24 protein-coding genes and 1 tRNA gene are annotated in these 22,139 nt (G+C 31.8%); 12 read left to right on the forward strand and 13 right to left on the reverse strand.

The window, feature by feature from the left end; translation table 11 throughout:
• Nucleotides 1-28 precede the first annotated feature (28 nt).
• Nucleotides 29-514 (forward strand): JAB domain-containing protein, encoded by a 486-nt coding sequence (locus LG45_RS02185; RefSeq protein ID WP_035123958.1) that lies wholly within the window; start codon nucleotides 29-31, stop codon nucleotides 512-514.
• A 134-nt stretch (nucleotides 515-648) separates the two neighbouring features.
• Here the strand turns inward: LG45_RS02185 and LG45_RS02190 are convergent, their stop codons facing one another.
• On the reverse strand, nucleotides 649-3,075 hold the full coding sequence (locus LG45_RS02190; protein WP_052087453.1) for an HD domain-containing protein: 2,427 nt from the start codon (nucleotides 3,073-3,075) through the stop codon (nucleotides 649-651).
• A 210-nt stretch (nucleotides 3,076-3,285) separates the two neighbouring features.
• Nucleotides 3,286-3,359: transfer RNA gene (locus LG45_RS02195), tRNA-Met, on the reverse strand.
• Nucleotides 3,360-3,496: 137 nt separating this feature from the next.
• Here LG45_RS02195 and LG45_RS02200 point away from each other — a divergent pair.
• On the forward strand, nucleotides 3,497-3,889 hold the full coding sequence (locus tag LG45_RS02200) for an START-like domain-containing protein (RefSeq protein WP_035123960.1): 393 nt from the start codon (nucleotides 3,497-3,499) through the stop codon (nucleotides 3,887-3,889).
• A gap of 50 nt (nucleotides 3,890-3,939) precedes the next feature.
• Complete coding sequence (locus tag LG45_RS02205) at nucleotides 3,940-4,770, forward strand: aminotransferase class IV (RefSeq protein WP_035123962.1); 831 nt, start codon at nucleotides 3,940-3,942, stop codon at nucleotides 4,768-4,770.
• Here the strand turns inward: LG45_RS02205 and LG45_RS02210 are convergent.
• The 6 genes from LG45_RS02210 to LG45_RS02235 all read right to left on the reverse strand — a co-directional run bounded on the left by LG45_RS02210 (nucleotide 4,762) and on the right by LG45_RS02235 (nucleotide 9,864).
• Nucleotides 4,762-5,322, reverse strand: coding sequence for a YqgE/AlgH family protein (locus LG45_RS02210; protein WP_035123964.1), 561 nt, complete (start codon nucleotides 5,320-5,322; stop codon nucleotides 4,762-4,764). The genes LG45_RS02205 and LG45_RS02210 overlap by 9 nt on opposite strands.
• 113 nt (nucleotides 5,323-5,435) lie before the next feature.
• On the reverse strand, nucleotides 5,436-5,708 hold the full coding sequence (locus LG45_RS02215) for an HU family DNA-binding protein (protein WP_035124278.1): 273 nt from the start codon (nucleotides 5,706-5,708) through the stop codon (nucleotides 5,436-5,438).
• A gap of 179 nt (nucleotides 5,709-5,887) precedes the next feature.
• Nucleotides 5,888-6,835 (reverse strand): methionyl-tRNA formyltransferase, encoded by a 948-nt coding sequence (fmt, locus tag LG45_RS02220; protein ID WP_035123966.1) that lies wholly within the window; start codon nucleotides 6,833-6,835, stop codon nucleotides 5,888-5,890.
• A gap of 10 nt (nucleotides 6,836-6,845) precedes the next feature.
• Nucleotides 6,846-8,747: a RecQ family ATP-dependent DNA helicase gene (locus LG45_RS02225; protein WP_035123968.1), complete on the reverse strand. Its 1,902-nt coding sequence runs from the start codon at nucleotides 8,745-8,747 to the stop codon at nucleotides 6,846-6,848.
• A gap of 78 nt (nucleotides 8,748-8,825) precedes the next feature.
• A complete protein-coding gene (locus LG45_RS02230) occupies nucleotides 8,826-9,320 on the reverse strand; it encodes a MepB family protein (RefSeq protein WP_035123970.1) in 495 nt (164 codons plus the stop codon).
• Between the two features lie 7 nt (nucleotides 9,321-9,327).
• A complete protein-coding gene (locus LG45_RS02235) occupies nucleotides 9,328-9,864 on the reverse strand; it encodes an AAA family ATPase (RefSeq protein WP_035123972.1) in 537 nt (178 codons plus the stop codon).
• A gap of 251 nt (nucleotides 9,865-10,115) precedes the next feature.
• Here LG45_RS02235 and LG45_RS02240 point away from each other — a divergent pair, with 251 nt between their 5' ends.
• From LG45_RS02240 to LG45_RS02260, 5 genes are all read left to right on the forward strand, one after another.
• Nucleotides 10,116-10,400, forward strand: a complete 285-nt coding sequence (locus tag LG45_RS02240) for a DUF493 family protein (RefSeq protein ID WP_035123973.1) — start codon at nucleotides 10,116-10,118, stop codon at nucleotides 10,398-10,400.
• Nucleotide 10,401: 1 nt separating this feature from the next.
• Nucleotides 10,402-11,136, forward strand: coding sequence for a DUF4290 domain-containing protein (locus LG45_RS02245; RefSeq protein ID WP_035123975.1), 735 nt, complete (start codon nucleotides 10,402-10,404; stop codon nucleotides 11,134-11,136).
• Nucleotides 11,137-11,216: 80 nt separating this feature from the next.
• Complete coding sequence (murA, locus tag LG45_RS02250) at nucleotides 11,217-12,524, forward strand: UDP-N-acetylglucosamine 1-carboxyvinyltransferase (protein ID WP_035123977.1); 1,308 nt, start codon at nucleotides 11,217-11,219, stop codon at nucleotides 12,522-12,524.
• Between the two features lie 4 nt (nucleotides 12,525-12,528).
• The gene (locus LG45_RS02255; protein ID WP_035123979.1) at nucleotides 12,529-12,969 is read left to right on the forward strand and encodes a hypothetical protein; all 441 of its coding nucleotides are present in this window, start codon (nucleotides 12,529-12,531) and stop codon (nucleotides 12,967-12,969) included.
• A gap of 47 nt (nucleotides 12,970-13,016) precedes the next feature.
• Nucleotides 13,017-13,784 carry a sulfite exporter TauE/SafE family protein gene (locus tag LG45_RS02260; protein ID WP_035123981.1) on the forward strand — a complete coding sequence of 256 codons (768 nt, stop codon included), beginning with the start codon at nucleotides 13,017-13,019 and terminating at the stop codon, nucleotides 13,782-13,784.
• A gap of 52 nt (nucleotides 13,785-13,836) precedes the next feature.
• Here LG45_RS02260 and LG45_RS02265 read toward each other — a convergent pair whose 3' ends face one another.
• The 5 genes from LG45_RS02265 to LG45_RS02285 all read right to left on the reverse strand — a co-directional run bounded on the left by LG45_RS02265 (nucleotide 13,837) and on the right by LG45_RS02285 (nucleotide 18,414).
• On the reverse strand, nucleotides 13,837-14,268 hold the full coding sequence (locus tag LG45_RS02265; RefSeq protein WP_035123983.1) for a hypothetical protein: 432 nt from the start codon (nucleotides 14,266-14,268) through the stop codon (nucleotides 13,837-13,839).
• A gap of 45 nt (nucleotides 14,269-14,313) precedes the next feature.
• Nucleotides 14,314-14,673 carry a hypothetical protein gene (locus LG45_RS02270; protein WP_131494632.1) on the reverse strand — a complete coding sequence of 120 codons (360 nt, stop codon included), beginning with the start codon at nucleotides 14,671-14,673 and terminating at the stop codon, nucleotides 14,314-14,316.
• Between the two features lie 128 nt (nucleotides 14,674-14,801).
• Nucleotides 14,802-17,276 (reverse strand): DUF5686 and carboxypeptidase regulatory-like domain-containing protein, encoded by a 2,475-nt coding sequence (locus tag LG45_RS02275; protein WP_035123987.1) that lies wholly within the window; start codon nucleotides 17,274-17,276, stop codon nucleotides 14,802-14,804.
• Between the two features lie 107 nt (nucleotides 17,277-17,383).
• A complete protein-coding gene (gene aroQ, locus LG45_RS02280; protein WP_035123989.1) occupies nucleotides 17,384-17,797 on the reverse strand; it encodes a type II 3-dehydroquinate dehydratase in 414 nt (137 codons plus the stop codon).
• 77 nt (nucleotides 17,798-17,874) lie between these two features.
• A complete protein-coding gene (locus LG45_RS02285) occupies nucleotides 17,875-18,414 on the reverse strand; it encodes a porin family protein (protein WP_035123991.1) in 540 nt (179 codons plus the stop codon).
• A gap of 196 nt (nucleotides 18,415-18,610) precedes the next feature.
• Between LG45_RS02285 and LG45_RS02290 the strand changes: the two genes are divergently transcribed.
• From LG45_RS02290 to LG45_RS02305, 4 genes are all read left to right on the forward strand, one after another.
• Nucleotides 18,611-19,132: a porin family protein gene (locus LG45_RS02290; RefSeq protein WP_035123993.1), complete on the forward strand. Its 522-nt coding sequence runs from the start codon at nucleotides 18,611-18,613 to the stop codon at nucleotides 19,130-19,132.
• 113 nt (nucleotides 19,133-19,245) lie between these two features.
• On the forward strand, nucleotides 19,246-19,890 hold the full coding sequence (locus LG45_RS02295; protein ID WP_035123995.1) for a porin family protein: 645 nt from the start codon (nucleotides 19,246-19,248) through the stop codon (nucleotides 19,888-19,890).
• Nucleotides 19,891-19,961: 71 nt separating this feature from the next.
• Nucleotides 19,962-20,858 (forward strand): site-specific tyrosine recombinase XerD, encoded by an 897-nt coding sequence (gene xerD / locus LG45_RS02300; protein ID WP_035123997.1) that lies wholly within the window; start codon nucleotides 19,962-19,964, stop codon nucleotides 20,856-20,858.
• A 109-nt stretch (nucleotides 20,859-20,967) separates the two neighbouring features.
• Nucleotides 20,968-22,095 (forward strand): sensor histidine kinase, encoded by a 1,128-nt coding sequence (locus LG45_RS02305; protein WP_052087454.1) that lies wholly within the window; start codon nucleotides 20,968-20,970, stop codon nucleotides 22,093-22,095.
• The last annotated feature ends 44 nt before the right edge of the window (nucleotides 22,096-22,139 follow it).

The following is a 22,139-nucleotide window of genomic DNA, read 5'->3' on the forward strand; positions in this document are numbered from 1 at the left end:
AATCTCTTTAACATTGAAAGGAAAATGAATGTCTCATTTAAGAGCGGATTTTTTACGTGTTGCGGAAGTTGAACTGGTTTATAAAAGCCAAGTCAAGCCATCCGAGAGAATGAAAATAACGACTTCCAATGATGCCTTTAAACTTCTTTACGATACGTGGGACGATGGTAAGCTAGAATTGCAAGAACAGTTCAGAGTTTTGCTTCTTGACCGCAAAAATAGTTGTTTGGGTGTCTCGACAATTGCAACAGGTGGTATTTCTGAATGCATGGTTGATGCAAAAATTCTGTTTGCAACGGCACTAAAAGCAAGAGCAAGCGGAATTATTTTGTCGCATAATCACCCATCAGGAAACAAGCAATTTAGCGATAGTGACCTGAAACTGACTAAAAAGTTTGTTGAAGCGGCAAAATTATTTGATATTTCTATTCTTGACCATATCGTCGTTACGCAAGACGGATATGCGTCAATGGCTGACGAGGGAAGACTTAAGAACCTCGATTGCCCTTTCTAAAAAAAATGATTATGTCCTTCTAAAAAGAAAGACCCACAAGCAATTCGCTTGTGGGTCTAAATAATTCAAAGCTTACTGTTAAACAATTTAATCTTAATAAAAAGGATTATTAAGACATTTTTTTTTAATAACTTTTAAAATCTCTCTACTTTATTAAGTCCTCTTAAAAATATTTCATTTTTCGATTGATTTGAAAAAATCTCTTTCAATTTAATCCAATATTCTTCACTTACAGAATTCGCAATTTGGTCACAGACTAGATAGGCTAGCTCTTCCTCAAAATTGAGCCATTTTTCACTCATTATTATCTCTGTCCGAGGTGAGTTCATATCTAAGTCACGTACACCGCAAATATCAATTACTAAAATGAGAGGAAAGGGCCATGATAGTTTTACCTGATTGTGCTTCATTGCGTACGAAGGGGGGAAAAGGGATGCAGGTACTTCTATTCCATGAAGAGAAAGACGAGAACGAGATCTTGTATATTCACTTGAAGAACTATCTTGGCTTATTTCTCCATTGTCATTAATACTAATTGAAGTTCCAGATTCCTTAATTGCATTTTCTTCTATTTTAATGCTTTTTTGAAGATTATAGGTTTCGCCCTCTATTTCGATTTGTTTTAAGTTTAGGTCAATTTGTTCTACAGGTAGTCCATGGCTTTCCAATACTGCTGCAATGACTGACCCAATTATTCCTATAGATTTATTTTCAAGTGAAATTTCAAAAGTTCTGATATTATCATGTGCATTCCAAGAATAGTCTTTAAGTGATATTGCAGTAATGTCTTTGAAACTGTTTTCGTCTCTTATGCTTGAGTTTGTCGAAGTCTCTATGTGAATCTTAAAGGGAGGGTTAGGAATTACACTTTCTACTGACTTTATAAAACCTGTTTCGGAAAGATTCTCCCATGGATTTCTGTTTTTTCGTAATATTAATTTTGTTGTTGTTCCAGGAGTCTCACGGTTTCCTTTTTGTATCCAAAAGATACTTTCTTGTCCTTCGACCGTGATATTTATCGCGTCACTTGAAGTATGTGGTGCATAAACTCTTTTTGTATCGACAATCAATGTATCTGCAACCATAAAACAAGAAAGAATGCCAATACCAAAGCGAGAAGTAGGTGTGAAATCAGCGTTAGATTCAGATTTTAAATTGTAAAAGTCAGTTGATTTATAGAAGGATGAGCCAACTTTTGAATAATAGTTGTCAATTATATATTGATCCATTCCAGTGCCATTATCTGACACTTCTAAAATTGTATTCTCGCCTTCAACGTAATATTTTACAGTAATCTCTGGGACATATAAATTATTCCACTTTCTTTCCTGTGCTTCTCTTAAGAGGCATGCGTCAATTGAATTTTGTAGAAGCTCTCTTAAGGCAACTTGTGGGTTGCCGTAAAGTTTTGTACCCATTAGAAGGTCTATAACTTGCCTTTTACTAAGGTTAAATTGTGTATCGCGATAAATATATAATGGTTCATTTTTAATGTTCTTTTTTGTCTGGATTTTGTCGCGGTCAACTTTGAAGGGGAATTTTAGAGAGATATTTCTCCCTTTAGTTATATTAAAATCATTTAAATTTGTAATAATATTATTACAAATAGTTAATTCATGATCGATAAAATTACAAAATTCATGAATGGAAGCTTCTATAGCTGGATGAGTGCATCTTGCACTAAACTGTATAAGTTCGGGATTAATCTCCCAAGCTTCTACTGCACGGTGCTTATTCCATTCAAGAAGACTAACAGGGTGGCGAACGTATAAATGTGAGTAAAGAATAGACGGTGTTCTTTTTGAGTCAAAATCCAAAATATCAGCTAATCGAAGGATTACTCCTACCAAAGGTAAACAAGCTACAGTGTCTACTGCACAAAGGTAGTTTTTATCAAAGTCAATCAATTTCAAAGCGTCTTCATTGTGGCTTAGGCAAAGTTGGGCAAGTTCCACAGTTAAATCACAATCACGAAAAATTATCTTTCCGTTCCAGTCTTTCTCAATGATATTGCGTGCTCGTTCTGCGTGAGTTTGTCTTATATAATCACTGATGAGGTAACCTTTGATTGTGTCTGCCTGTGTCGTTTTTCCTTGCGAGATAAGTTTGGAAATAATATCGTTTTGGTCTGGACGGGAAGCATAAAATCTTCTGAAATCCTCGTATGCAGACTCCTCAAAATTATTAATAAGCTGAGGTTCAGTATCCCAAACTTTTTTCCATGCAATTACTTCGGCTTCGTCAGGACACATTCCAATGTCGTGGAAGAATGCGGTAAGAATTAAAAGCATAAGTTCAGGAGCAGAAAGATTCTTTATTACAGCAGAACCGAGTAATCTTTCCATGATGTTGAGCACACGAAATAAGTGGTCACCATCATGGAGGGTATACTCTCCCATATGTTTTAAAATTGTTTTTGTTCTTTGGAATGAATAAGAAACAGCAGAGTCTACAAGAGCCTGAACTTCTTTGTCCTTTGGATTAGTCTTCTCTAATAATGTAATATACAACAAGCTTTTTTCTAAGCGCGGAAGATATTCGTCTTTGTAATCATCAGCCATTTTGTTCAACCTTTAAAAAATGAAGAGCAAATATAAGTATACTTCAATACATAAAGTAATGGTATTTCTATATTTATTGGGAAAAAATCTATGTAATTAGTAAGAAAAGTATTTTAAAAATAATATCAAATACTTAACAAATGTTTTAGTATTGTTTTAGCAAGAAATTAAAAAGGGCTGTAGAAAATTCTACAGCCCTTTATTTTTAAGTAGCGAGAGGGAGATTTGAACTCCCGACCTCAGGGTTATGAATCCTGCGCTCTAACCAACTGAGCTACCTCGCCATTTAGTTGGGCGTCCTTGAACGCGGGTGCAAATATAAGACTAATATCAAACCTTGCAAATATAAATTTGAAAAAAAATATTTTTTTTATTTACTGCTTTTTTAAATAAAAATTATATATTTCGCAAAAATTAGATTATGACTTCAAAAATCCGTTACGAAATTGAATTTCCTATAAATTCATCACCTCAATTATTGTATCAATACATTTCAACACCTTCTGGTTTACAAGAATGGTTTGCTGATACTGTGAACTCTCGTGGTGAGTTTTTTACTTTCGAATGGAATGATGGAGAAGAAAATGCACGTCTTGCATCCAAAAAGAGTGGAGAGAAAGTTAAGTTTAAATGGATTGACGACAATAAAAAAGATACCGAGTATTATTTTGAACTTCGAATTCTTGAAGATGAAATAACTAAAGATGTTTCCTTAATGGTGGTCGATTTTGCCGAAGAAGACGAAATTGACGAATCAAAACAATTATGGGAAAATCAAGTATCCGATTTAAAACACGTGATTGGTTCTGTATAAATTCCATTTATTAAAGTTATATTTGTCCCGCTAAAAATCGGGACTTTTTTATGATTAATTACAACGGAGAAATCCTTCCTTCAGACAATAATTTATCCAATTCAAACCGTGCGTTTCTTTATGGAGATGGTGTTTTTGAAACTTTGAAAATTGTAAACAACAAAATTCTTTATCTAGAAGATCACTATTTTCGACTAATGGCTTCTATGCGAATCGTCAGAATGAAAATTCCTAACAATTTCACTCTGGAATATTTGGAAACTCAAATTCTTAATTTGGCGAAAGCTCAAAATTGTGAAAATTCTGCGAGAGTTCGATTTACTGTTTTTAGAAATGATGGCGGATTTTATTTGCCAAATAACAACTCGGTTTCTTTTCAAATTCAGGTTTTTCATTTAGAAAATAAGTTGTATTCTTTTTCGGATGCAAATTATGAAGTTGATTTGTACAAAGATTTTTTTATTTCTAAACAATTACTTTCAACTATCAAAACTACCAATAAAATGATCAATATTACTGGTAGTATCTTTGCAGAGGAAAACGATTTGCAAAATTGTATTCTTTTAAATAACGATAAAAATGTAGTCGAAGCATTAAACGGAAATCTTTTTATGATGATGGGAACCAAACTAATAACACCACCAATTAGCGAAGGTTCCTTAAACGGAATTATGAGAAAGCAAGTACTTCAAATAGCAAAAAAAATAGAAGCGATAGAAGTAATTGAAGATGTAATCTCGCCATTTGATTTGCAAAAAGCAAATGAATTATTTATTACAAATGTAATTTCAGGTATTCAACCAATAACAAAATACAGGAAGAAAGATTATAAAAGTGATTTATCTAAGGAAATTCTTACAAGTTTAAATTCTTTAATTTAAAATTGGATTTTCAGGAGCATTAGACCAAATTATGTATTCGCCACCTAGTTCCATAATTTTTTCTTTCCAGAATTGATTGGATGATTTACTTAAAATAGCAGACTGATGGTTGTTAGAAGTTATAATCCACGAATTTGCTTGAAGTTCAGTCTCCAATTGATTAGCATCCCAGCCAGTATAACCAAGAAAGAAACGAATATTTTCTTTACTGATTTTTCCTTCATTTATTAAACTCTTAGTAAGTTCAAAATCGCCACCCCAAAAAATACCATTTGAGATTTCTATGCTATCGGTAATAAGTTCTGGAATTGTGTGAATAAAATATAAATTATCTTGTTCTACTGGACCGCCATTGTAGATTTTAAATGAGGCTTCAATCTCTGGAAGTAAGTCATTTATGGTGTAATCTAGTGGTTTGTTTAAAATGAATCCTACTGATCCTTCATCAGTATGATCTGCCAATAATATAACTGATCTATTGAATGATAAGTCTCCTATTATAGAAGGTTCGGCTATAAGCAGTTGTCCTTTTTGTAGTTTTTCTGATATCATTTTTCTGACAATTTTAATAAATGTACAAATAAAAGTTAGATAAAAAAACTTTATTGCAAAAAAAAACCATCGGACTTAACAGATGGTTTTCTATATCAAAAATGAAACTAGATTTAGTTTACAGAACCTTCTAAGTCTGCTCCAGCTTTAAATTTTACTACATTTTTAGCAGCGATTTTGATAGTTTTTCCAGTTTGTGGATTTCTTCCGTCTCTTGCAGCTCTGTTAGATACTGACCATGATCCGAAACCTACTAATGAAACTCTTCCACCTTTTTTCAAAGTAGAACCTACGTTTCCTAAAAATGATTCTAAAGCTAATTTTGCAGCTGCTTTTGTGATTCCTGCGTCAGCAGCAATAGCATCGATTAATTCTGATTTGTTCATAATAATAGTTATTAATTGTTGGTTAAACATTGTTGTTAATATAACAAATTTAAAAGAAAATACAGACTACACAAGCGCTTGAAGCGTTTTTTAATCAATTTGTTGATAACTCACGCCTTTTGTTAATAAAAGTATGCGTTTAATCGGTAATACTTGGTTAAATCAATGAATACAGAGGTTTACAATGCTTTTGCATCAGCAGAAAAAGTCATTCCGTTCAATAATTCCGATGTTGTCATTCTCTTTTTCCCTGGAAACTGAATACTCTTTAATTCTAAAAATGAATCTTCTAATGCAATTTTCATCTCTTTTTTAGTTGTAATGATGCTTCCAACTTTATAATCATGTGATTCTAAAACTAAATTTGCCTCATAAACTTTTATATTCCATTCGTTTTCGCCATCTTTAATAATACACCAAGCATTTGGATATGGTGATAATCCTCTAATTAAGTTATAAATTTCAGTTGCCGATTTACTAAAATCAACCTTACAATTTTCCTTGTTTAATTTATAAGCTGTTTTTATTTCTGATGAATCAGTTTGAATCGTGGTTGTAACTTCTCCTTTTTCAATCAACGATAAAGTTTCAACTACGGCCTCGCATCCTAAATGCATTAATCTATCGTGCAATTCGCCAGCATTTTCTGTTGCAGAAATAGGAGTTTCTTTACTCAATATCATCGCGCCAGTATCAATTTTATCATCAATAAAGAATGTAGTAACACCAGTTTTGGTCTCTCCATTTATGATTGCCCAGTTTATTGGCGCAGCGCCACGGTAATTAGGTAGGAGTGAAGCATGAAGATTAAAAGTTCCCAATTGTGGCATTTTCCAAACTACTTCGGGTAACATTCTAAAAGCAACAACAACTTGTAAATTCGCATTCAAACTTTTTAATTCTGATATGAAGCTTTCGTCTTTTAAATTCGTTGGTTGCAGCAAATTTAAATTATGTTCTAATGCATATTCTTTTACAGCCGAATATTTTATTTTTTGTCCACGACCTGCAGGTTTGTCGGCAGCAGTGATAACACCTACAACTTCGTAGTTCTGTTTTAAAATGGTATCCAATATGCCTACAGCAAATTCTGGTGTTCCCATAAAAACGATTCTTAATTTTTCCATTGATGCCAAATTATTTCAGTGTTTTTATTGAATAGGTATTGTTTGTTTGTACGATTATCGAATCGTTTTCTAATAAATTTTGAAGTGCAAAGATAACGTCGTCTTTGGGATATTTTGTCAACTTTTGAATTTCTCTAGAATCCATTTCTTGAATTTTTAATAATCCGATGATTTTTTCTTGAACGATTGTCGTATCAATTTTTAATTTTCTTTTCGAAATACAATAAGAGCACACACCACATTCTTTAGAAATTGTCTCTCCAAAATAACTTAAAAGCAATTTATTCTTGCATATTTTATCTTCTTTTATATAATGAAGCACCGATTTTAATTGCTCGGTTTTGAGTTTGTTTTGTGCCTCAAGGTATTTTGCAACTCTATTTATAGTTCGTTCATCTTCTCGAACTTCGTTAAAAGTAATAGTTGCATCGTTATTTTTTGCGTGTAATTCTATAACTTGTTTCTCATGAAGTTTATGAAGAATTGCCAATACTTTATTTTCCTCTGAATTGGATTTTTTTGCAATCAACGAAATGTTGATAACCGATTGCGATTCGTAAACGCCAGGATTGGTCCGTAAAATGGTTAAAACAACTTCTTCATCTTGCGGATTCAAACTCATATACCGAATTACTTCTTTAGACGGAATGATAAATTGTAACGAAATTTTTTCTGTAAATTCTTGTGATAAACTAATGATTCCTTGTCGATCAAGAAATTGCAAAGCATTGTAAACTTTTAAAACAGAAAATCCATATTTGGTGCAAAACTGATTGATGTTGAAACTAAATTTTTCGTCAATTCCTTCACCATAAGCGATTTGAAAATAGTTGCACAGTTTTTTGAAAACTAAATTTAAGAATTCTTTATCCGATAAAACACTTAAAAACTGACTTTCAACATGAATTACATCGGATGGATTTGTGAGTAAAACTGCAAATGCTTTTTCTCCATTTCTGCCAGCACGACCAGCTTCTTGATAATAATTTTCTAGGTTGGGAGGAATGTGTAAATGAATCACCGTTTTTACATTGGCTTTGTCAATTCCCATTCCGAAAGCGTTTGTGGCGACCATTGTTTGCACTTTTTCATCCATCCAAAGTTTCATATGGTTGTCTTTTTCTTTAGATGATAATCCGCCGTGGTAATAAGTTGCCGAAAATCCGAGTGATTCTAATTGTTTAACCGTTTCCGAACATGCTTTTCTATTCGTGACATATATAATTGATGGTTGTGGATTTTTTTTCAAAATCTGCTCCATCAACCGTAATTTGTCTTCTACATTAAAAACCATATAAGCCAAATTTTCTCTTTCAAATGATTTGGTGAATAGTGAAGGATTTTTAAGCTGAAGTTGCTCAATAATATCGTCTTGCACTCTTTTAGTAGCTGATGCTGTCAATGCCAAAAAAGGCACTTTAGGAAAATATTCTTTAAGTTTGGATATCTTTAAATAGGCTGGTCTAAAATCGTGTCCCCATTGCGAAATACAATGCGCTTCGTCAACAGCAATTAAATTTATAGGAAGATTTTTTATTCGTTCTAAAATCCAATCGTTTTGAAGTCGTTCTGGAGAAAGATACAAGAATTTAAAATTTCCAAATTGGCAATTGTCCAACAAGTCGATCATTTCATCTGATGAAATTCCGCCAGTTAATGCGATGGCTTTGATACCTTTATCTTGCAAATTTTTAACTTGGTCTTTCATCAAGGCAACGAGTGGTGAAATAACCAAACAGATGCCTTCCATCATCATCGCTGGAACTTGAAAAGTAATTGATTTTCCGCCGCCAGTTGGCATTAAACCAAAAGTATCTTTGCCTTCTAAAACGGATGCAATTATTTCTTCTTGCGGAGTTCTAAACGCATCGTGTTTCCAATATTTTTGAAGGATTTCTAATGGTTTAGACATTGTATTCAATTACGAAATTAGGAATTACAAATTAGGAATATTTTGTAAAAGTACTAAAAACAAGAAATATAATTGATTTTATAGACTTTTTGAGTAAAGTGACTTTGCTTTTGCCAAATCAATTGGAATTTCTAAAAAGTAATTGAGTTGCCATTTCTGAGTTTGTTGTGCTTGTTTATTCAATGTTTTGTCCCAAGAAGGATAAACTCTAAAGCCTAATTTTCCTTTTTTAGACTGATTTTGAAGGTATCCTTTTTGTTCTAAAATTGATTTTGAAAATACAAATTGTCCAGAGTTTTTTGGTGTATTTGTATTGATAATGACAAAATCAAAATCGTCTGATGTGGAGAAAGGTTGAATTGGTTTTTCTTCAATTCGTTTCCATAAGGTTACAAATTGACCAATTTTAGTTGGAGTAATTTTGGCTTCACGAAAAATTATTTTCAAGTTATTGAGCTCAAATTGAGCGGCAAAATAATCGTGACTCTCGTTTTCGATAAGTAAATTTGAGATTTTTAAATCTAGTTTTTCAAAAACCAGTTTTGAAGTTTCTTCTAGTTTTTGACGTGTCATTAGAAACTTAGTTTAAGGTTTCTAAAATGTAGTCAATGCGCTCGTCAACGGTTCCTTTTGGTACTTCAATTAAGTTGTAGCCATATTTTTCGTAGGTTTCTACAAGATGACCGTAAATTAATTTGGCTTGTTCAAAGTTTTCATAACGCGCGTCATCACTTTCGTAAATTTCTTCCCAAGGCGGAAGAATGAAAATTTTAGTATAGATGTGATCACGACAAGCTTGGTCAAAAAAGGCCGGATAACTATCGCCAATGTAGTGCATGTAGGCTAAAACATCAGGAATGCCACGATCTATGAAGACAATGTTTGTTGGTTCTTGGATTGCGTTGGCGTATTGTTTCTTTCTTCCTTCTAGTAGTAATTCGCTAAAAAGAAGTGGTTTTTCTAGAAATAATTGTTCTATGCCTTGCATTTTGGCTTCCATGGTTACTTCGCGCGAAATCTCTGGATAACAGCAATATCCTTTGGAAATTAATCCATCAATGATTGTTGTTTTTCCAGTTCCTGGTCCGCCGATGATAACTACAATTTCTTTTTCCAAAATTTTTCGAATAAAGGCGCAAATTTATTGAAACTAATTTGATAATTGAACGTGTTTTGGAATTTTATTTTCTACTCGATGCAATTACTAACTAGCCCTGATGGGAATGGCATCCCGAAGCTTCGGGATATAATGGACAGCAGGAAAATGGAATCCAAAAAATGCCCAAGCGATTCGCTCCTAAAAAAAACTAAAAACTAAACAAATTGTAATTTCAAAAATGTATATTTGCGTTTATTTTAACTTGAAGAATGGATAAAAAGACCGAAGAATTTTACATTCGGCTAAAAGAGGAATTGAGCAATACATCCGCTTGGCCGACAGAATACCTATATAAATTTATTGTTCCTACCGAAGCTAAAAAAATCGAAGAAGTTGAAAATGCTTTTGATAATATGGGCGCGGTTATAAAAACTACAAAATCTAAAACTGGAAAATACACGAGTGTTTCTATAAATGTAAACATGAATTCGCCAGAAGATGTAGTTGCCAAATACATTGAAGTTTCTACAATTGAAGGAATAATTTCGTTTTAATATGGTACCAAAATATATAAAAGAGAATGCCAACGATGTTGTATTTAACTTAGAATACAATGCCGAACGTCCGCATTTAATTATTCCAGAGTATGGTCGTCATTTGCAAAAACTGATTGATCAGGCTACGGTTATTGAAAACGATGAAGAACGAAATAAAGCCGCTCGCTACATCATTCAGGTGATGGGAAGTTTGAATCCGCACTTGCGTGATGTTTTGGATTTTCAGCACAAATTGTGGGATCAGCTTTTTATTATGTCTGATTTCAAATTGGTTGTTGATTCACCTTATCCAATTCCAACTCGTGAGGTAATTAATTTAAAGCCAGAGCGTTTAGCTTATCCGCAAAAGAATCCAAAGTATCGTTTTTATGGTAATAATATCAAATACATGATAGAAGTTGCCGATAAATGGGAAGAAGGCGAGATGAAAAGTGCGTTGATAAAAGTGATTGCCAACCACATGAAAAAATCTTATTTGAGTTGGAATAAAGATACTGTTACAGATGCAGTAATCTTTGAACATTTATACGAACTTTCGGATGGGAAATTCAATTTGACTCAAAGTCAAGAAGAGCTTTTAACGACAAATGATTTAATTAGAACTAATAAAAAAGTATCGAATAAATCATTAATGCCACAGCAAAAAAACTTAAAAATTCAAGGTTTTAAAAAGCCAATTCCAGGTAAAAAACCTTTTGTAAAAAATAACAATAACAATAATCCGAAAATTTAATTTGTATATTTTTATAATGTAAATTGTAAATCGATATTACATTATGCACTATACAATTTTTACATTATACAGAAAAAAATATGGGAGTTTTTAAAATTGAAGGAGGCATTAGACTAAAAGGTGATGTTACACCACAAGGAGCTAAAAATGAGGCATTGCAAGTATTATGTCCTGCTTTGTTAACATCAGAAAAAGTTAGAATTACCAATATTCCTGATATTATTGATGTCAATAAATTAATTACACTTCTAGGAAATTTAGGAGTTAAAATTGAAAAAAATGGTCCAGGCGATTATACTTTTCAAGCTGATGAAGTAAATGTTGATTACTTAAAAACAGAAGCGTTCAAGAAAGAAGGCGGAAGTTTAAGAGGTTCTATTATGATTGTTGGTCCGCTTTTGGCACGTTTTGGTTGTGGTTATATTCCAAAACCTGGTGGTGATAAAATCGGAAGAAGAAGATTAGATACGCACTTTGAAGGTTTTATAAATCTTGGAGCAAAATTCCGTTATGAAAGAGAAGACCATTTTTATGGTGTTGAGGTTGATGGAAAATTAAAAGGCGCATACATGTTGCTTGACGAAGCGTCAGTAACTGGAACTGCAAATATTGTTATGGCTGCCGTTTTAGCCGAAGGAACAACTACAATTTACAACGCAGCTTGTGAGCCTTACTTGCAACAATTGTGTAAAATGTTGAATTCTATGGGAGCTAAAATTAGCGGAGTAGGTTCTAATTTATTGACAATTGAAGGAGTTGATTCTCTTGGAGGATGCGAACACAGAATTCTTCCAGATATGATTGAAATTGGTTCTTGGATTGGTCTTGCGGCGATGACAAGAAGTGAAATCACAATTAAAAATGTGTCTTGGGATAACTTAGGTGTGATTCCAAGTGTGTTTAGAAAATTAGGAATCACTTTAGAAAGACGTGGTGACGACATTTATATTCCAACACATGAAAACTATGAAGTAAAAACCGATATTGATGGTTCAATTCTAACTATTGCCGATGCGCCATGGCCAGGATTTACGCCTGATTTATTGAGTATTGTTTTGGTAGTTGCAACGCAAGCCAATGGTGACGTATTGATTCACCAAAAAATGTTTGAAAGCCGTTTGTTCTTCGTGGATAAATTGATTGATATGGGAGCAAAAATTATGTTATGTGATCCACACAGAGCTGTGGTTATGGGACATAATTTCCAATCGCAATTGAAAGCAACAGTGATGAGTTCGCCAGATATTAGAGCCGGAATTTCATTATTAATTGCTGCGCTTTCTGCTAAAGGAACTTCGACGATTCAAAATATCGAGCAAATTGATAGAGGTTACGAAAGAATTGATGAACGATTGAGAGCTCTTGGTGCAAACATTGTAAGAGAATAATTTCATGAGGTTTTTATCTTTATGCCTTTTATTAGTTCTATTTTCCTGTAAAACAAATTTTCGAAGAGTTCCTGTAAATTCTGTTTCGATTACGGAACGACAAAGAGTTTATGATTTTGGAAAACGAATTGTGGAAACATGTAAGACTAGAAAATTCATTCAGTTAAGTAAAAAAGAAGTAACTGAGAGTTTGTCAACACTTTCTTTAGAAGAAATGCAACACGCATGTGATGTACTTGATAAAAGAAATGGAAAATTTATCGATATGAAACTTATCGAAATCATTGACGATAGTTTCGGTTCTAACACAAAAATATATAGGTATAAAGCTAATTTTGAAAGAAATGAATTCCTAAACGAAGTTAGAATTTGGGTAAAACCAGACGGAAAATTTGCAGGAATTATTTGGAAAGAATGGAAAGACGAGTATATACCTTATAAATAATCTAATCCCAATCTGCTGCTGTAGATTGGGATTTTTTAATTAAAACTATGGAAACCTACATAATTATTATTCTTTGCATTGCGTCTTTCTTCGCTGGTTTTGTTGATGCTATTGTTGGCGGTGGCGGATTGATTCAAACTCCGGTAGCACTGATTTTATTACCTAACGCTGCGGTTTCATCTATTATTGGTACGTTGAAAATCCCAGCATTTAGTGGAACTTCGTTTGCAGCTCGACAGTATTTGAAAAAAGTAGATATGAACTGGAAGTTACTTTCTATAATGGCTGTAATCTCTTTTTGCTCTGCTTTTATGGGCTCGCAACTTTTAACGTCGGTGAGTAATGATTTTATGAAACCTTTGCTATTAATTATACTCGTTTTAATTGCAATTTATACGTTTACCAAAAAAGATTTCGGGCAAAGTAAAGACAAAAATCATACTCCAAAAAGGCAACTTTTGTATGCCATAATTATTAGTATTTTAATTGGTTTTTACGACGGATTTATCGGTCCGGGAACAGGAAGTTTTTTAGTTTTAGGATTTGTAGCCATTCTTGGTTTCGATTTTCTTCATGCTTCCGCAAATGCTAAAATGGTGAATCTTGCGACAAATTTTGGTTCGATTTGCTTATTCGTTTTAAAAGGTAAAATCATTTGGGCAATTGCAATTCCGATGGCGGTTTGTAATGCGCTTGGTGGATTTATCGGAGCAAAATTGGCTATTAAAAAAGGAAATGGATTTATTAGAATCTTCTTTTTAATTGTAGTGGTCGGAACATTAATCCGTTTTGGATATGATGTTTTCTTTAAGTAAAAAATCCAATCTCATCTTTACTTTTAGACAAAATTGGATTTTGTTGTGATGGTTATTTTAACCAACCTTTAGAGATACATTTTTTAGAATACCATATTAAAAACAATGCAATTACAGGAATCAATAGTGTCATTGTTAGTTCAACACCATTAAATTCTGAAACTTTAAATCTCATAAAAGCATCAATATTTTGAAATACAATTCCAATAAATGAAGTTGTAAATAAAAATTTTGCGATTTTCTTTCTTAAAAGTAATGCTACACAGCCCAGTGCACCAGCAAAAACTGCAATAGCAAAAGCGGCTGTTGACCAAACTGGAGTGGCATCAATTAAAGCTAATTTTTCAGCCGATAATCCTGCTCTTACACTTTCAGATTTGTAAGCCATTAGAATGTATTGATTTACACCCATTAAATTCCAAAGTAAAGCAATGATTGCAATTGCCCAAAACGAACCGCTTGGTTTTGAATTTGTTGTATTCATTTGTTTAGTTTTATTGGTTAGATAAAGCTAAGGTATGATTTTTTTTTATTTGAATTCTGTATAAACTTCCTTGCCATCAACAGAAATTTGAGTAATGTGTTTGCAAGTTGTGCCAAATGGTGCTAATGGTGTCCATCCTTTGGCATAATTCAAAGTGACTTTTTTCCCAATAAATTCGGTTTTAGATTTTTCCAATTGAAATCCGTTTTCTAGTGCTCGATTGATGTAATAAGTAGTTTTATCATTTTCTAATTCAAAAACTAAATCTTTAATACCAGCTTCGGATAGTGATTTTACAGTTCCTGAAATTACTATACTATTTTCTTTAGAAGTATTTATCGGAATTAACGCTAATGCAAAAAAGGCAAAAACTATGATTAGTAGAATGTAAATAATTTTTTTCATTGGATTGATTTTGATTAAATTACAACGAAAAATTACAGAGTTTAGTATTTGAAATAAGTAAAAAAATCCAAACTCCATAACTAACAATTATTGGAATTTGGATTTTATTATTTGTAATTTTAAAACTTTTAATTAGCGCCACCAAGTATTTTTATTCCGAAAACGATAGCATCTCCTTGAAATCCATTTTGGTAAGAACGAACATAATCCAATCTAAAAATTCGAAGTTTTCCAAACCCTAAGTTGTCCAAACCAGCAGTAAACTCTTGATACGGAATTCTATCTGGAACCGCCATATTGTGAAATCCTAAAACCAATTGCGATTTTAAATATTTCAACAATGGTAATTTATTCATGATAAAACCTTTGTCGTTATGCTCGGCATGAAATTCAATATAACTGTCGTTCGTGCTTGAAGAATAATACGGTAAATTATTAAATACATTGGTGTAACTTCCACCGTTGTTGATGTGCGTTTGGTTTCCGTTGAAATGTTTGTAATCTATAAATGAGATGTTTTCGGCGTTAAAAAACTTTCCAGCTTTTAAATTCAAATCTAAATCGCCTTTATTTCCAATTGATAAACCGTAAGTTACTCGAGCTGAAACTAAATCATATTCGTATTTTTTGTCTGTTGCAGCCAATCCTTTTTCGTAACCAATGTTTAATGTTGGGTATTTTTCATTGCCAATGTTGTATTTTCCATCAGGACGTGTCCAATATTGTTGTCCAAATTTAATTCTCGCATTGACATTTGCTTTAACTAAATTGTGTTTTTCAATCGCTGGAGTTACATAATCATTAGGTAACAAAGGATTGTTTGAAGTGTAAACTTTATCATTTTTGATTAAAACATAATCAGTATTGTTCCAAAGTGGTTTTCTTTCAGAATATTCTAAGTTGAAATTTAGGTTCAATCCGTTGATTATTTCTCTTCCAAAATTGGCAGAAATAAAATTCTTTTCATACACTTTCATGAAGTTATTTTTAAAAATAAGTGTGCTTATTGAATTTCCTAGATTTGTAATTGGATTGCCTCCGTTGAATTGAGAAACGCTGCTTCCTCCATTTACATATAATTGACTGTTGTTGGTATTATTAAATTTTCTATAAAAATCCCCAGTTACACGAAGTTTTTCTTCTGCGAAACCGTAGTCAAATCGGGAACCAATTCTTGTGTAAGTTCGTTTGTCTTCATCTCTTTTTACAAACGATAATCCTACTTGTGTTTTCCAACCTTGAACCGTATTGAAAGAAGTTGAAAGTAACGGACCATCATAATTTATGGACCATTTTTTGAACGAATTTCTGTAACTATAACCCATTAAAATATCAGAAAAACCAAATTTATTTCGTTTTCCATCGATAGAATCTAAATATACTTGCGATTTTTTCTTGGTTTGCAAGGCATCTTTCTTGGCATAATCGGTAGTTTCTTCGTTTGTTAAAGGCACAGGACGAATGGTTTCCCAGAATGAATCTTCTTTTTTATTGGCGTTTTCTTCAAATTTTAAAACTTCTGCAGTAAATGTTTTCTTTTCGAATTGCTCTTTAAATTCAAAATTAGAATAGACATAAGTGAAGTTTCCTGAGATATTAATACCTAACATTCCGGCTTCAAAATCTATAGTTTGTGTGTTTTTTGCCCAAATTTTATTTTTATTGTTGAAACTATAACTTTGCTTTAAAGTCAATTTGTTCAGTGCAGGATTTTGCATTTGACTTCCTTTAATAGATAAATCAACGGCATAAATAGCATAAGTATCATCAACAATATAAATATATCCTTCCATTGCTGGTTCTGAATCGCGCTTTGGTGTAACTTTAATTTTGTTGATTACTTTGTTGTTTTCATCGGCAAACGAGCCATCAAATTTGTATTTGTAATAGTTAAATGCGCCATCAGCAATTGGTGAAATTACTTTTACATCAAAGTCTAAGTAGTTTTCATAAAAGTCAAAATTGGCTTGAGCAGCGTTGTTAAAACTAAATCCGTTATCATTTCCACTAACTTTTGAAGCTACAATTACTTCTTTTAACTTGTCTGGTTTTTGAAAGGTTATTTTCGATACAGTTTCTGATAAATACAAAATTCCGCTTCGAGTAGAATCGATTATTTCATCAAAAAAATCTAATTTCTGACCCATAATTGTCTTCGGAAGATTTTTTACTCTAAAGATACCTCTTGAGTAAAAATCGGCATTATATTTAGCAGTTTTTGAAGAGTTTTCTTTACGATTTGCAATTGCATTTCTTATGATTTCGTTTGCTGGATTAGCCTTTGGATCAATCACAACATCATTCAATTGGATGTCTTCCTCTGTAAGTTGAACATCAACTATTTGTGGAAATTTCTCGGCATTTACAATTTTCTTTTCGGTTTTATAGCCTAAATATTGGTACAGAATTATGTGTTTTCCGGTTGTTTTTACATTCAATTCATACTTTCCTTGCTCGTTGGAAGTTGTACTTGTGTAAGTGTCTTGAAGATAGATGTTAACAAAAGCCATCGGATTTCCTTTAGAATCGGTGATGGTTCCTTTTATTTGTGCAAAAGATGAAATAGCAATAAAAAGAAATAGTAACGTAAAGTTTTTTTTCATTGGATTAATTTACTTGGTTGGTTTTTATAGTATCGTATTAAATTTATAGACGATTATTATTGCTAAATGGTTGCACTGCTTTTGAATTTATTTTTTAAATAAAAGTTTTACAAAACCGATTGCAAAGCCAATTCATAACTTTTCATTCCAAAACCAATAATTACTCCTTTTGCATTTGGAGAAATATACGATTGATGTCTGAAAGATTCTCTAGAAAATGTATTGGAAATATGAACTTCAATAACTGGTGTTGAAATTGCTTTAACAGCATCGCCAATTCCTATAGAAGTATGAGTATAAGCTGCTGCATTTAAAATTATGGCGTCAAAGGAAAAACCAACTTCTTGAATTTTAGAAATCAATTCACCTTCAATATTACTTTGAAAATAATGTAAATCTACAGATGGATAGTTGGATTGTAATTGTTTAAAATAATCTTCAAATGTTTCACTTCCGTAAATTTCTGGTTCTCGTTTTCCTAGAAGATTTAAGTTAGGACCATTGATAATTAGTACTTTCATATGCCTTAGATTTGTGTAAAAATAAAGAAACCGCTCTAATAAAGAAGCGGTTTTGCAAAAGATTATGATTTTTTTCGTTAAAACATAAATCCAACTGAAGCTTGAATAACACTATTTTTTACATCGGCATCACGTTTTGCTTCTGTAAGTCCAAGTCCATATCTTCCTTGCACGAAAAAGTGTTTGCCAAATTTATAGCTCAAACCACCGACAACAGCAAAGTCAAATGTATTAGAATCATTAGAATCAACTTCATTTCGTTCGCTTAATAAAAAGGAAGCTTGCGGGCCAACTTCAAGACTTAAATCATCGGTAAGATAAAATTTTGCTAAAACTGGAATCGATATGTATCCCAATTCGTTTTTAAATTGTTCGCCTAAATTATCAATTTCTGCTCCTTGAGTAGAATAATAAAGTTCTGGTTGCAAAGCGAAGTTTTCAAAAATTTTGATTTCAGAAACTAATCCAGCGTGGAAATTAGTTATGGCATCAGTATTAGCATCAGAACCCGTATAGTTGGCATAATTGATTCCGGCTTTTAAACCAAACTTTAGCATTTGAGCTTGCATGGAACTAATTGAGCCTAAAAGAATAACAAATAAAATTACTTTTTTCATAAAATTTCAGTTTTTGATTAAGATTGTAAAATTACATTATACATTTAGTTATTAACGAAATTGCTTTTTTATTATTGTGTTAAGTACTTGTGAATAATGCGATGTTAATAACTATGTTGATAACTCAAAAGCACTAACTTTAACACAAAAAGTAATACGTTTAAATTTGTTCTATTAATTTTAAACAAAGTAAAACATGAAAAAAGTTATTTTAACAGTTGCTGCAGTATTCGCTTTCGGATTTGCAAACGCTCAAGAAGTTAAGTTTGGTGTGAAAGCAGGTTACGCTAACACAAATTTTGGAGGAGATGCTGAAACAGATGCAGCTTCAAACTTCTACATTGGAGGTTTAGCTGATATTTCTATTTCAGAAAAATTCCACGTACAACCTGAGTTGTTATACTCAATGGAAGGTGCAGATAACGAAGAAACTGGGTTAGATTTTATTAGAATACCTGTTATGGCTAAATATTATGTAGCTGATGGTTTCAACATTCAAGCAGGTCCACAATTTGGATTTGTTGCTGGTGGAGAAGATGTAAAAGACAGTTTAAAATCTTTTGACTATGGTTTAGGATTTGGTGCTGCTTATGAATTAACTTCAGGTTTGTTTTTTGATGCTAGATATAATTTAGGTTTAGCAGATTTAAATGATACAGAATTTGATGGTAAAATTACTACTAATTCATTTAATGTAGGTTTGGGTTATAGATTCTAATAAACTGAAACTCTTATACATTTAAAACCACGCAATTTGCGTGGTTTTTTATTTATAAATAGGAATTATCTCATATTTTTATATATTTGCCCAAATTTTAAAATTTAAACAAAATGAAAAAATTAGTTTTGTCAGTAATGGCAGTATTTACTTTTGTATTATCAAATGCACAAACAATAAGTCAATCTAAATCTAGTAAAGTGCAATTTGGTATTAAAGGTGGTTTAAATATTGCTAATCTAAACTTTTCTGGTACAGAAGCACCAAGCACAAAAGCAGTTCCAAATTTAAATATTGGTGCCTTTTTAGAAATTGGAATTAACGATAAATGGGCGTTTCAACCAGAGTTGATTTATTCAATGCAAGGAGCAAAATTTCAATTAATTTTCATTGAAGGTTCAACAGTTTATGATACAAGAAATACTTTTAAATTACACTATTTAAATATTCCTTTAATGATGAAGTATTCTGAAAATAAAATTTTTTTTGAGGCAGGTCCGCAAATTGGATTTTTAACTTCTGCTAAACTAAAAACCGAAGTAAAAGGTTTTGGATCAGATGAACAAGACGCAAGCGAGATATTTAAAAAAATTGATTTAGGTTTAGGATTTGGTTTGGGTTATAATTTTACAAAACAGCTTAGTGCAAATTTTAGATATAATATTGGATTAACTAATATTGCCGAAAGTGAATCGGATGATGAGAAAGTTAAAAATAGTGTTTTTGCACTTTCATTGGCTTATAAATTCAAAAACTAATCATTATTTCACAATAAACCTCTCTAGCTTGAGAGGTTTTTTTATGCCTACTAATCACTACTTTTGTCTTCATGAACTGGAACTCTTACATTAAAAGTTATCAATCCTATATGAGAATTGAAAGAGGATTATCAAAGAACACCATTGATAATTATACTTTCGATATTGAGCGATTGTGCCTTTATTTGCAAGAAAACAATTTAGATTATTCTCCTTTAAAAATATCCGAAGAAATAATTCAGCAGTTTATTTATTCGGTTTCCAAAGAGGTGAATGCACGTTCTCAAGCGCGTATTATTTCGGGATTAAAAAGTTTTTTTTCTTATCTTATTTTTGAAGATTACCGAACAGATTCTCCGATGGAATTAATTGAAGCACCGCGTTTAGGGAGAAAATTACCAGATACATTATCTGTTGATGACATCGATAATTTAATCGCAGCAATAGACTTGTCGAAACCCGAAGGTGAACGAAATAGAGCGATGCTCGAAACGTTATACGGATGTGGATTGCGTGTATCTGAACTTATAAATCTTAAAATTTCTGATTTGTTTTTTGAGGAAGGTTTTATTAAAATTACTGGTAAAGGAAATAAACAACGATTTGTACCAATAAGTGAGATTACTCAAAAATATATTTTATTGTATAGGAATGCAATTCGAAATCACCTCTCAATTGTAAAAGGGCATGAAGATACTTTGTTTCTAAACCGAAGAGGAAGGCAACTTACAAGAGCTATGATTTTTACAATTATTAAAGATTTGGCTGTTAAAATTAGTTTGAATAAAGCTATTAGTCCGCATACTTTTCGTCATTCTTTTGCTACACATTTATTAGAGAATGGTGCCGATTTACGTGCTATACAATTAATGTTAGGACATGAATCAATTACTACAACTGAGATTTATATACACCTTGATAGAAAACACCTTAGTCAAATAATGAATAACTTTCATCCTAGAAAATAATAAGACCTTAATGTTAAAGTTTTCATATGTAGAATTCATTCTACAGATTTATTTTTCAATCAGTTAAAATTATTGTTTTATTTGTAATAATTAAATTAACTTAATAGGTATGAGTTCTGAAATTGATTATTTTTCAATAAATGAAAATGATGATTATGTTGTAAACGAAATTAGAAGTCAATTTGCAATTCAAGCATCAGAAATTGGTGTTTGGGATTGGAATTTGATAACTAATGAAGTGTTTTATTCACCTGAATCGTTAAAGATATTAGAAATTGATGTGAATGAATCTTCATTTTTTGTAAGGCCAGAAAGTTGGGATGAATTGGTTCATCCAGAGGACAAAGAACTTTACTTCAAAAACATTCAATTGCATTTAGAAGGCAAATCAGATCATTATGAAACTTGTCATAGGGTTTTATGCAAAGGTAAGTACAAGTGGATTCTAGATAGAGGTAAGGTAGTAGCAAGAGACGAAAAAGAAAATCCTATAAGAATTGTTGGTACGCACACTGATATTACAGATCAAAAAGAAAAGGAGCAAATACTTTTAGAAACTTTTAAATTAGTTAATGATCAAAAAAATAAATTACTCAATTTTGCTTATATAGTTTCTCATAATCTTAAATCACAATCTGGAAATATTAGTTCACTTGTTCAATTAAGAGCATCTAATATGGTTGATGATGACGAGTTTTTCTCTTATGTTAATACTGTTTCTAATGAGTTAACGTCAACAATTGATAATCTTGTAGAATTAGTTAAAATACAAGGTAAGAAAGATTTTGATAGAGAAGGGCTTAGGGTAAATTGCTATTTAGATAAAGTTTTAAATATTTTAGTAGATGATATTCATAAAAGCAAAATTACTATTGTAAATAAAATTGATGAAAATTTCATTGTTAATTTTAATAAAAGTTACTTAGAAAGTATTTTATTAAACTTAACCTCAAATGCTATTAAATATTCCGATAAAAATAAAATAGCGTTTATTGAGTATTCTAAAGAATTGATTGATGGCCATTCTGTTTTAGTTGTGAAAGATAATGGCATTGGCATTGATTTAGAAAAACACAAGGATGAAATTTTTGGACTTTATAAAACGTTTCATGCAAATGAGAATTCCACGGGAATTGGACTACATATAACTAAGAATCAAATTGAATCCATGGGAGGAAAGATTGAAGTTGAAAGTAAAGTGAATGAAGGAACTGCATTTAAGGTTTATTTCTTGTAATAGTTGTATTTTTTTTGGTTAATCATGCAAATAAAAAGCCGTCT

Origin of the sequence: Flavobacterium aquatile LMG 4008 = ATCC 11947 (genome assembly GCF_000757385.1) — a bacterium.
GTDB classification, from domain to species: domain Bacteria; phylum Bacteroidota; class Bacteroidia; order Flavobacteriales; family Flavobacteriaceae; genus Flavobacterium; species Flavobacterium aquatile.

Bases quoted from the DNA above. Each gene is read 5' to 3' on its own strand.
- LG45_RS02290 (WP_035123993.1), top strand. From the start codon at position 18,611: ATGAAAAAAGTTATTTTAACAGTTGCTGCAGTATTCGCTTTCGGATTT.
- LG45_RS02285 (WP_035123991.1), bottom strand. From the start codon at position 18,414: ATGAAAAAAGTAATTTTATTTGTTATTCTTTTAGGCTCAATTAGTTCC.
- LG45_RS02260 (WP_035123981.1), top strand. From the start codon at position 13,017: ATGGAAACCTACATAATTATTATTCTTTGCATTGCGTCTTTCTTCGCT.
- LG45_RS02200 (WP_035123960.1), top strand. From the start codon at position 3,497: ATGACTTCAAAAATCCGTTACGAAATTGAATTTCCTATAAATTCATCA.
- LG45_RS02245 (WP_035123975.1), top strand. From the start codon at position 10,402: ATGGTACCAAAATATATAAAAGAGAATGCCAACGATGTTGTATTTAAC.
- murA (WP_035123977.1), top strand. From the start codon at position 11,217: ATGGGAGTTTTTAAAATTGAAGGAGGCATTAGACTAAAAGGTGATGTT.
- LG45_RS02230 (WP_035123970.1), bottom strand. From the start codon at position 9,320: ATGACACGTCAAAAACTAGAAGAAACTTCAAAACTGGTTTTTGAAAAA.
- xerD (WP_035123997.1), top strand. From the start codon at position 19,962: ATGAACTGGAACTCTTACATTAAAAGTTATCAATCCTATATGAGAATT.
- LG45_RS02295 (WP_035123995.1), top strand. From the start codon at position 19,246: ATGAAAAAATTAGTTTTGTCAGTAATGGCAGTATTTACTTTTGTATTA.
- LG45_RS02255 (WP_035123979.1), top strand. From the start codon at position 12,529: ATGAGGTTTTTATCTTTATGCCTTTTATTAGTTCTATTTTCCTGTAAA.
- LG45_RS02210 (WP_035123964.1), bottom strand. From the start codon at position 5,322: ATGATATCAGAAAAACTACAAAAAGGACAACTGCTTATAGCCGAACCT.
- LG45_RS02225 (WP_035123968.1), bottom strand. From the start codon at position 8,747: ATGTCTAAACCATTAGAAATCCTTCAAAAATATTGGAAACACGATGCG.
- fmt (WP_035123966.1), bottom strand. From the start codon at position 6,835: ATGGAAAAATTAAGAATCGTTTTTATGGGAACACCAGAATTTGCTGTA.
- aroQ (WP_035123989.1), bottom strand. From the start codon at position 17,797: ATGAAAGTACTAATTATCAATGGTCCTAACTTAAATCTTCTAGGAAAA.
- LG45_RS02305 (WP_052087454.1), top strand. From the start codon at position 20,968: ATGAGTTCTGAAATTGATTATTTTTCAATAAATGAAAATGATGATTAT.
- LG45_RS02185 (WP_035123958.1), top strand. From the start codon at position 29: ATGTCTCATTTAAGAGCGGATTTTTTACGTGTTGCGGAAGTTGAACTG.
- LG45_RS02240 (WP_035123973.1), top strand. From the start codon at position 10,116: ATGGATAAAAAGACCGAAGAATTTTACATTCGGCTAAAAGAGGAATTG.
- LG45_RS02190 (WP_052087453.1), bottom strand. From the start codon at position 3,075: ATGGCTGATGATTACAAAGACGAATATCTTCCGCGCTTAGAAAAAAGC.
- LG45_RS02215 (WP_035124278.1), bottom strand. From the start codon at position 5,708: ATGAACAAATCAGAATTAATCGATGCTATTGCTGCTGACGCAGGAATC.
- LG45_RS02205 (WP_035123962.1), top strand. From the start codon at position 3,940: ATGATTAATTACAACGGAGAAATCCTTCCTTCAGACAATAATTTATCC.
- LG45_RS02270 (WP_131494632.1), bottom strand. From the start codon at position 14,673: ATGAAAAAAATTATTTACATTCTACTAATCATAGTTTTTGCCTTTTTT.
- LG45_RS02265 (WP_035123983.1), bottom strand. From the start codon at position 14,268: ATGAATACAACAAATTCAAAACCAAGCGGTTCGTTTTGGGCAATTGCA.
- LG45_RS02275 (WP_035123987.1), bottom strand. From the start codon at position 17,276: ATGAAAAAAAACTTTACGTTACTATTTCTTTTTATTGCTATTTCATCT.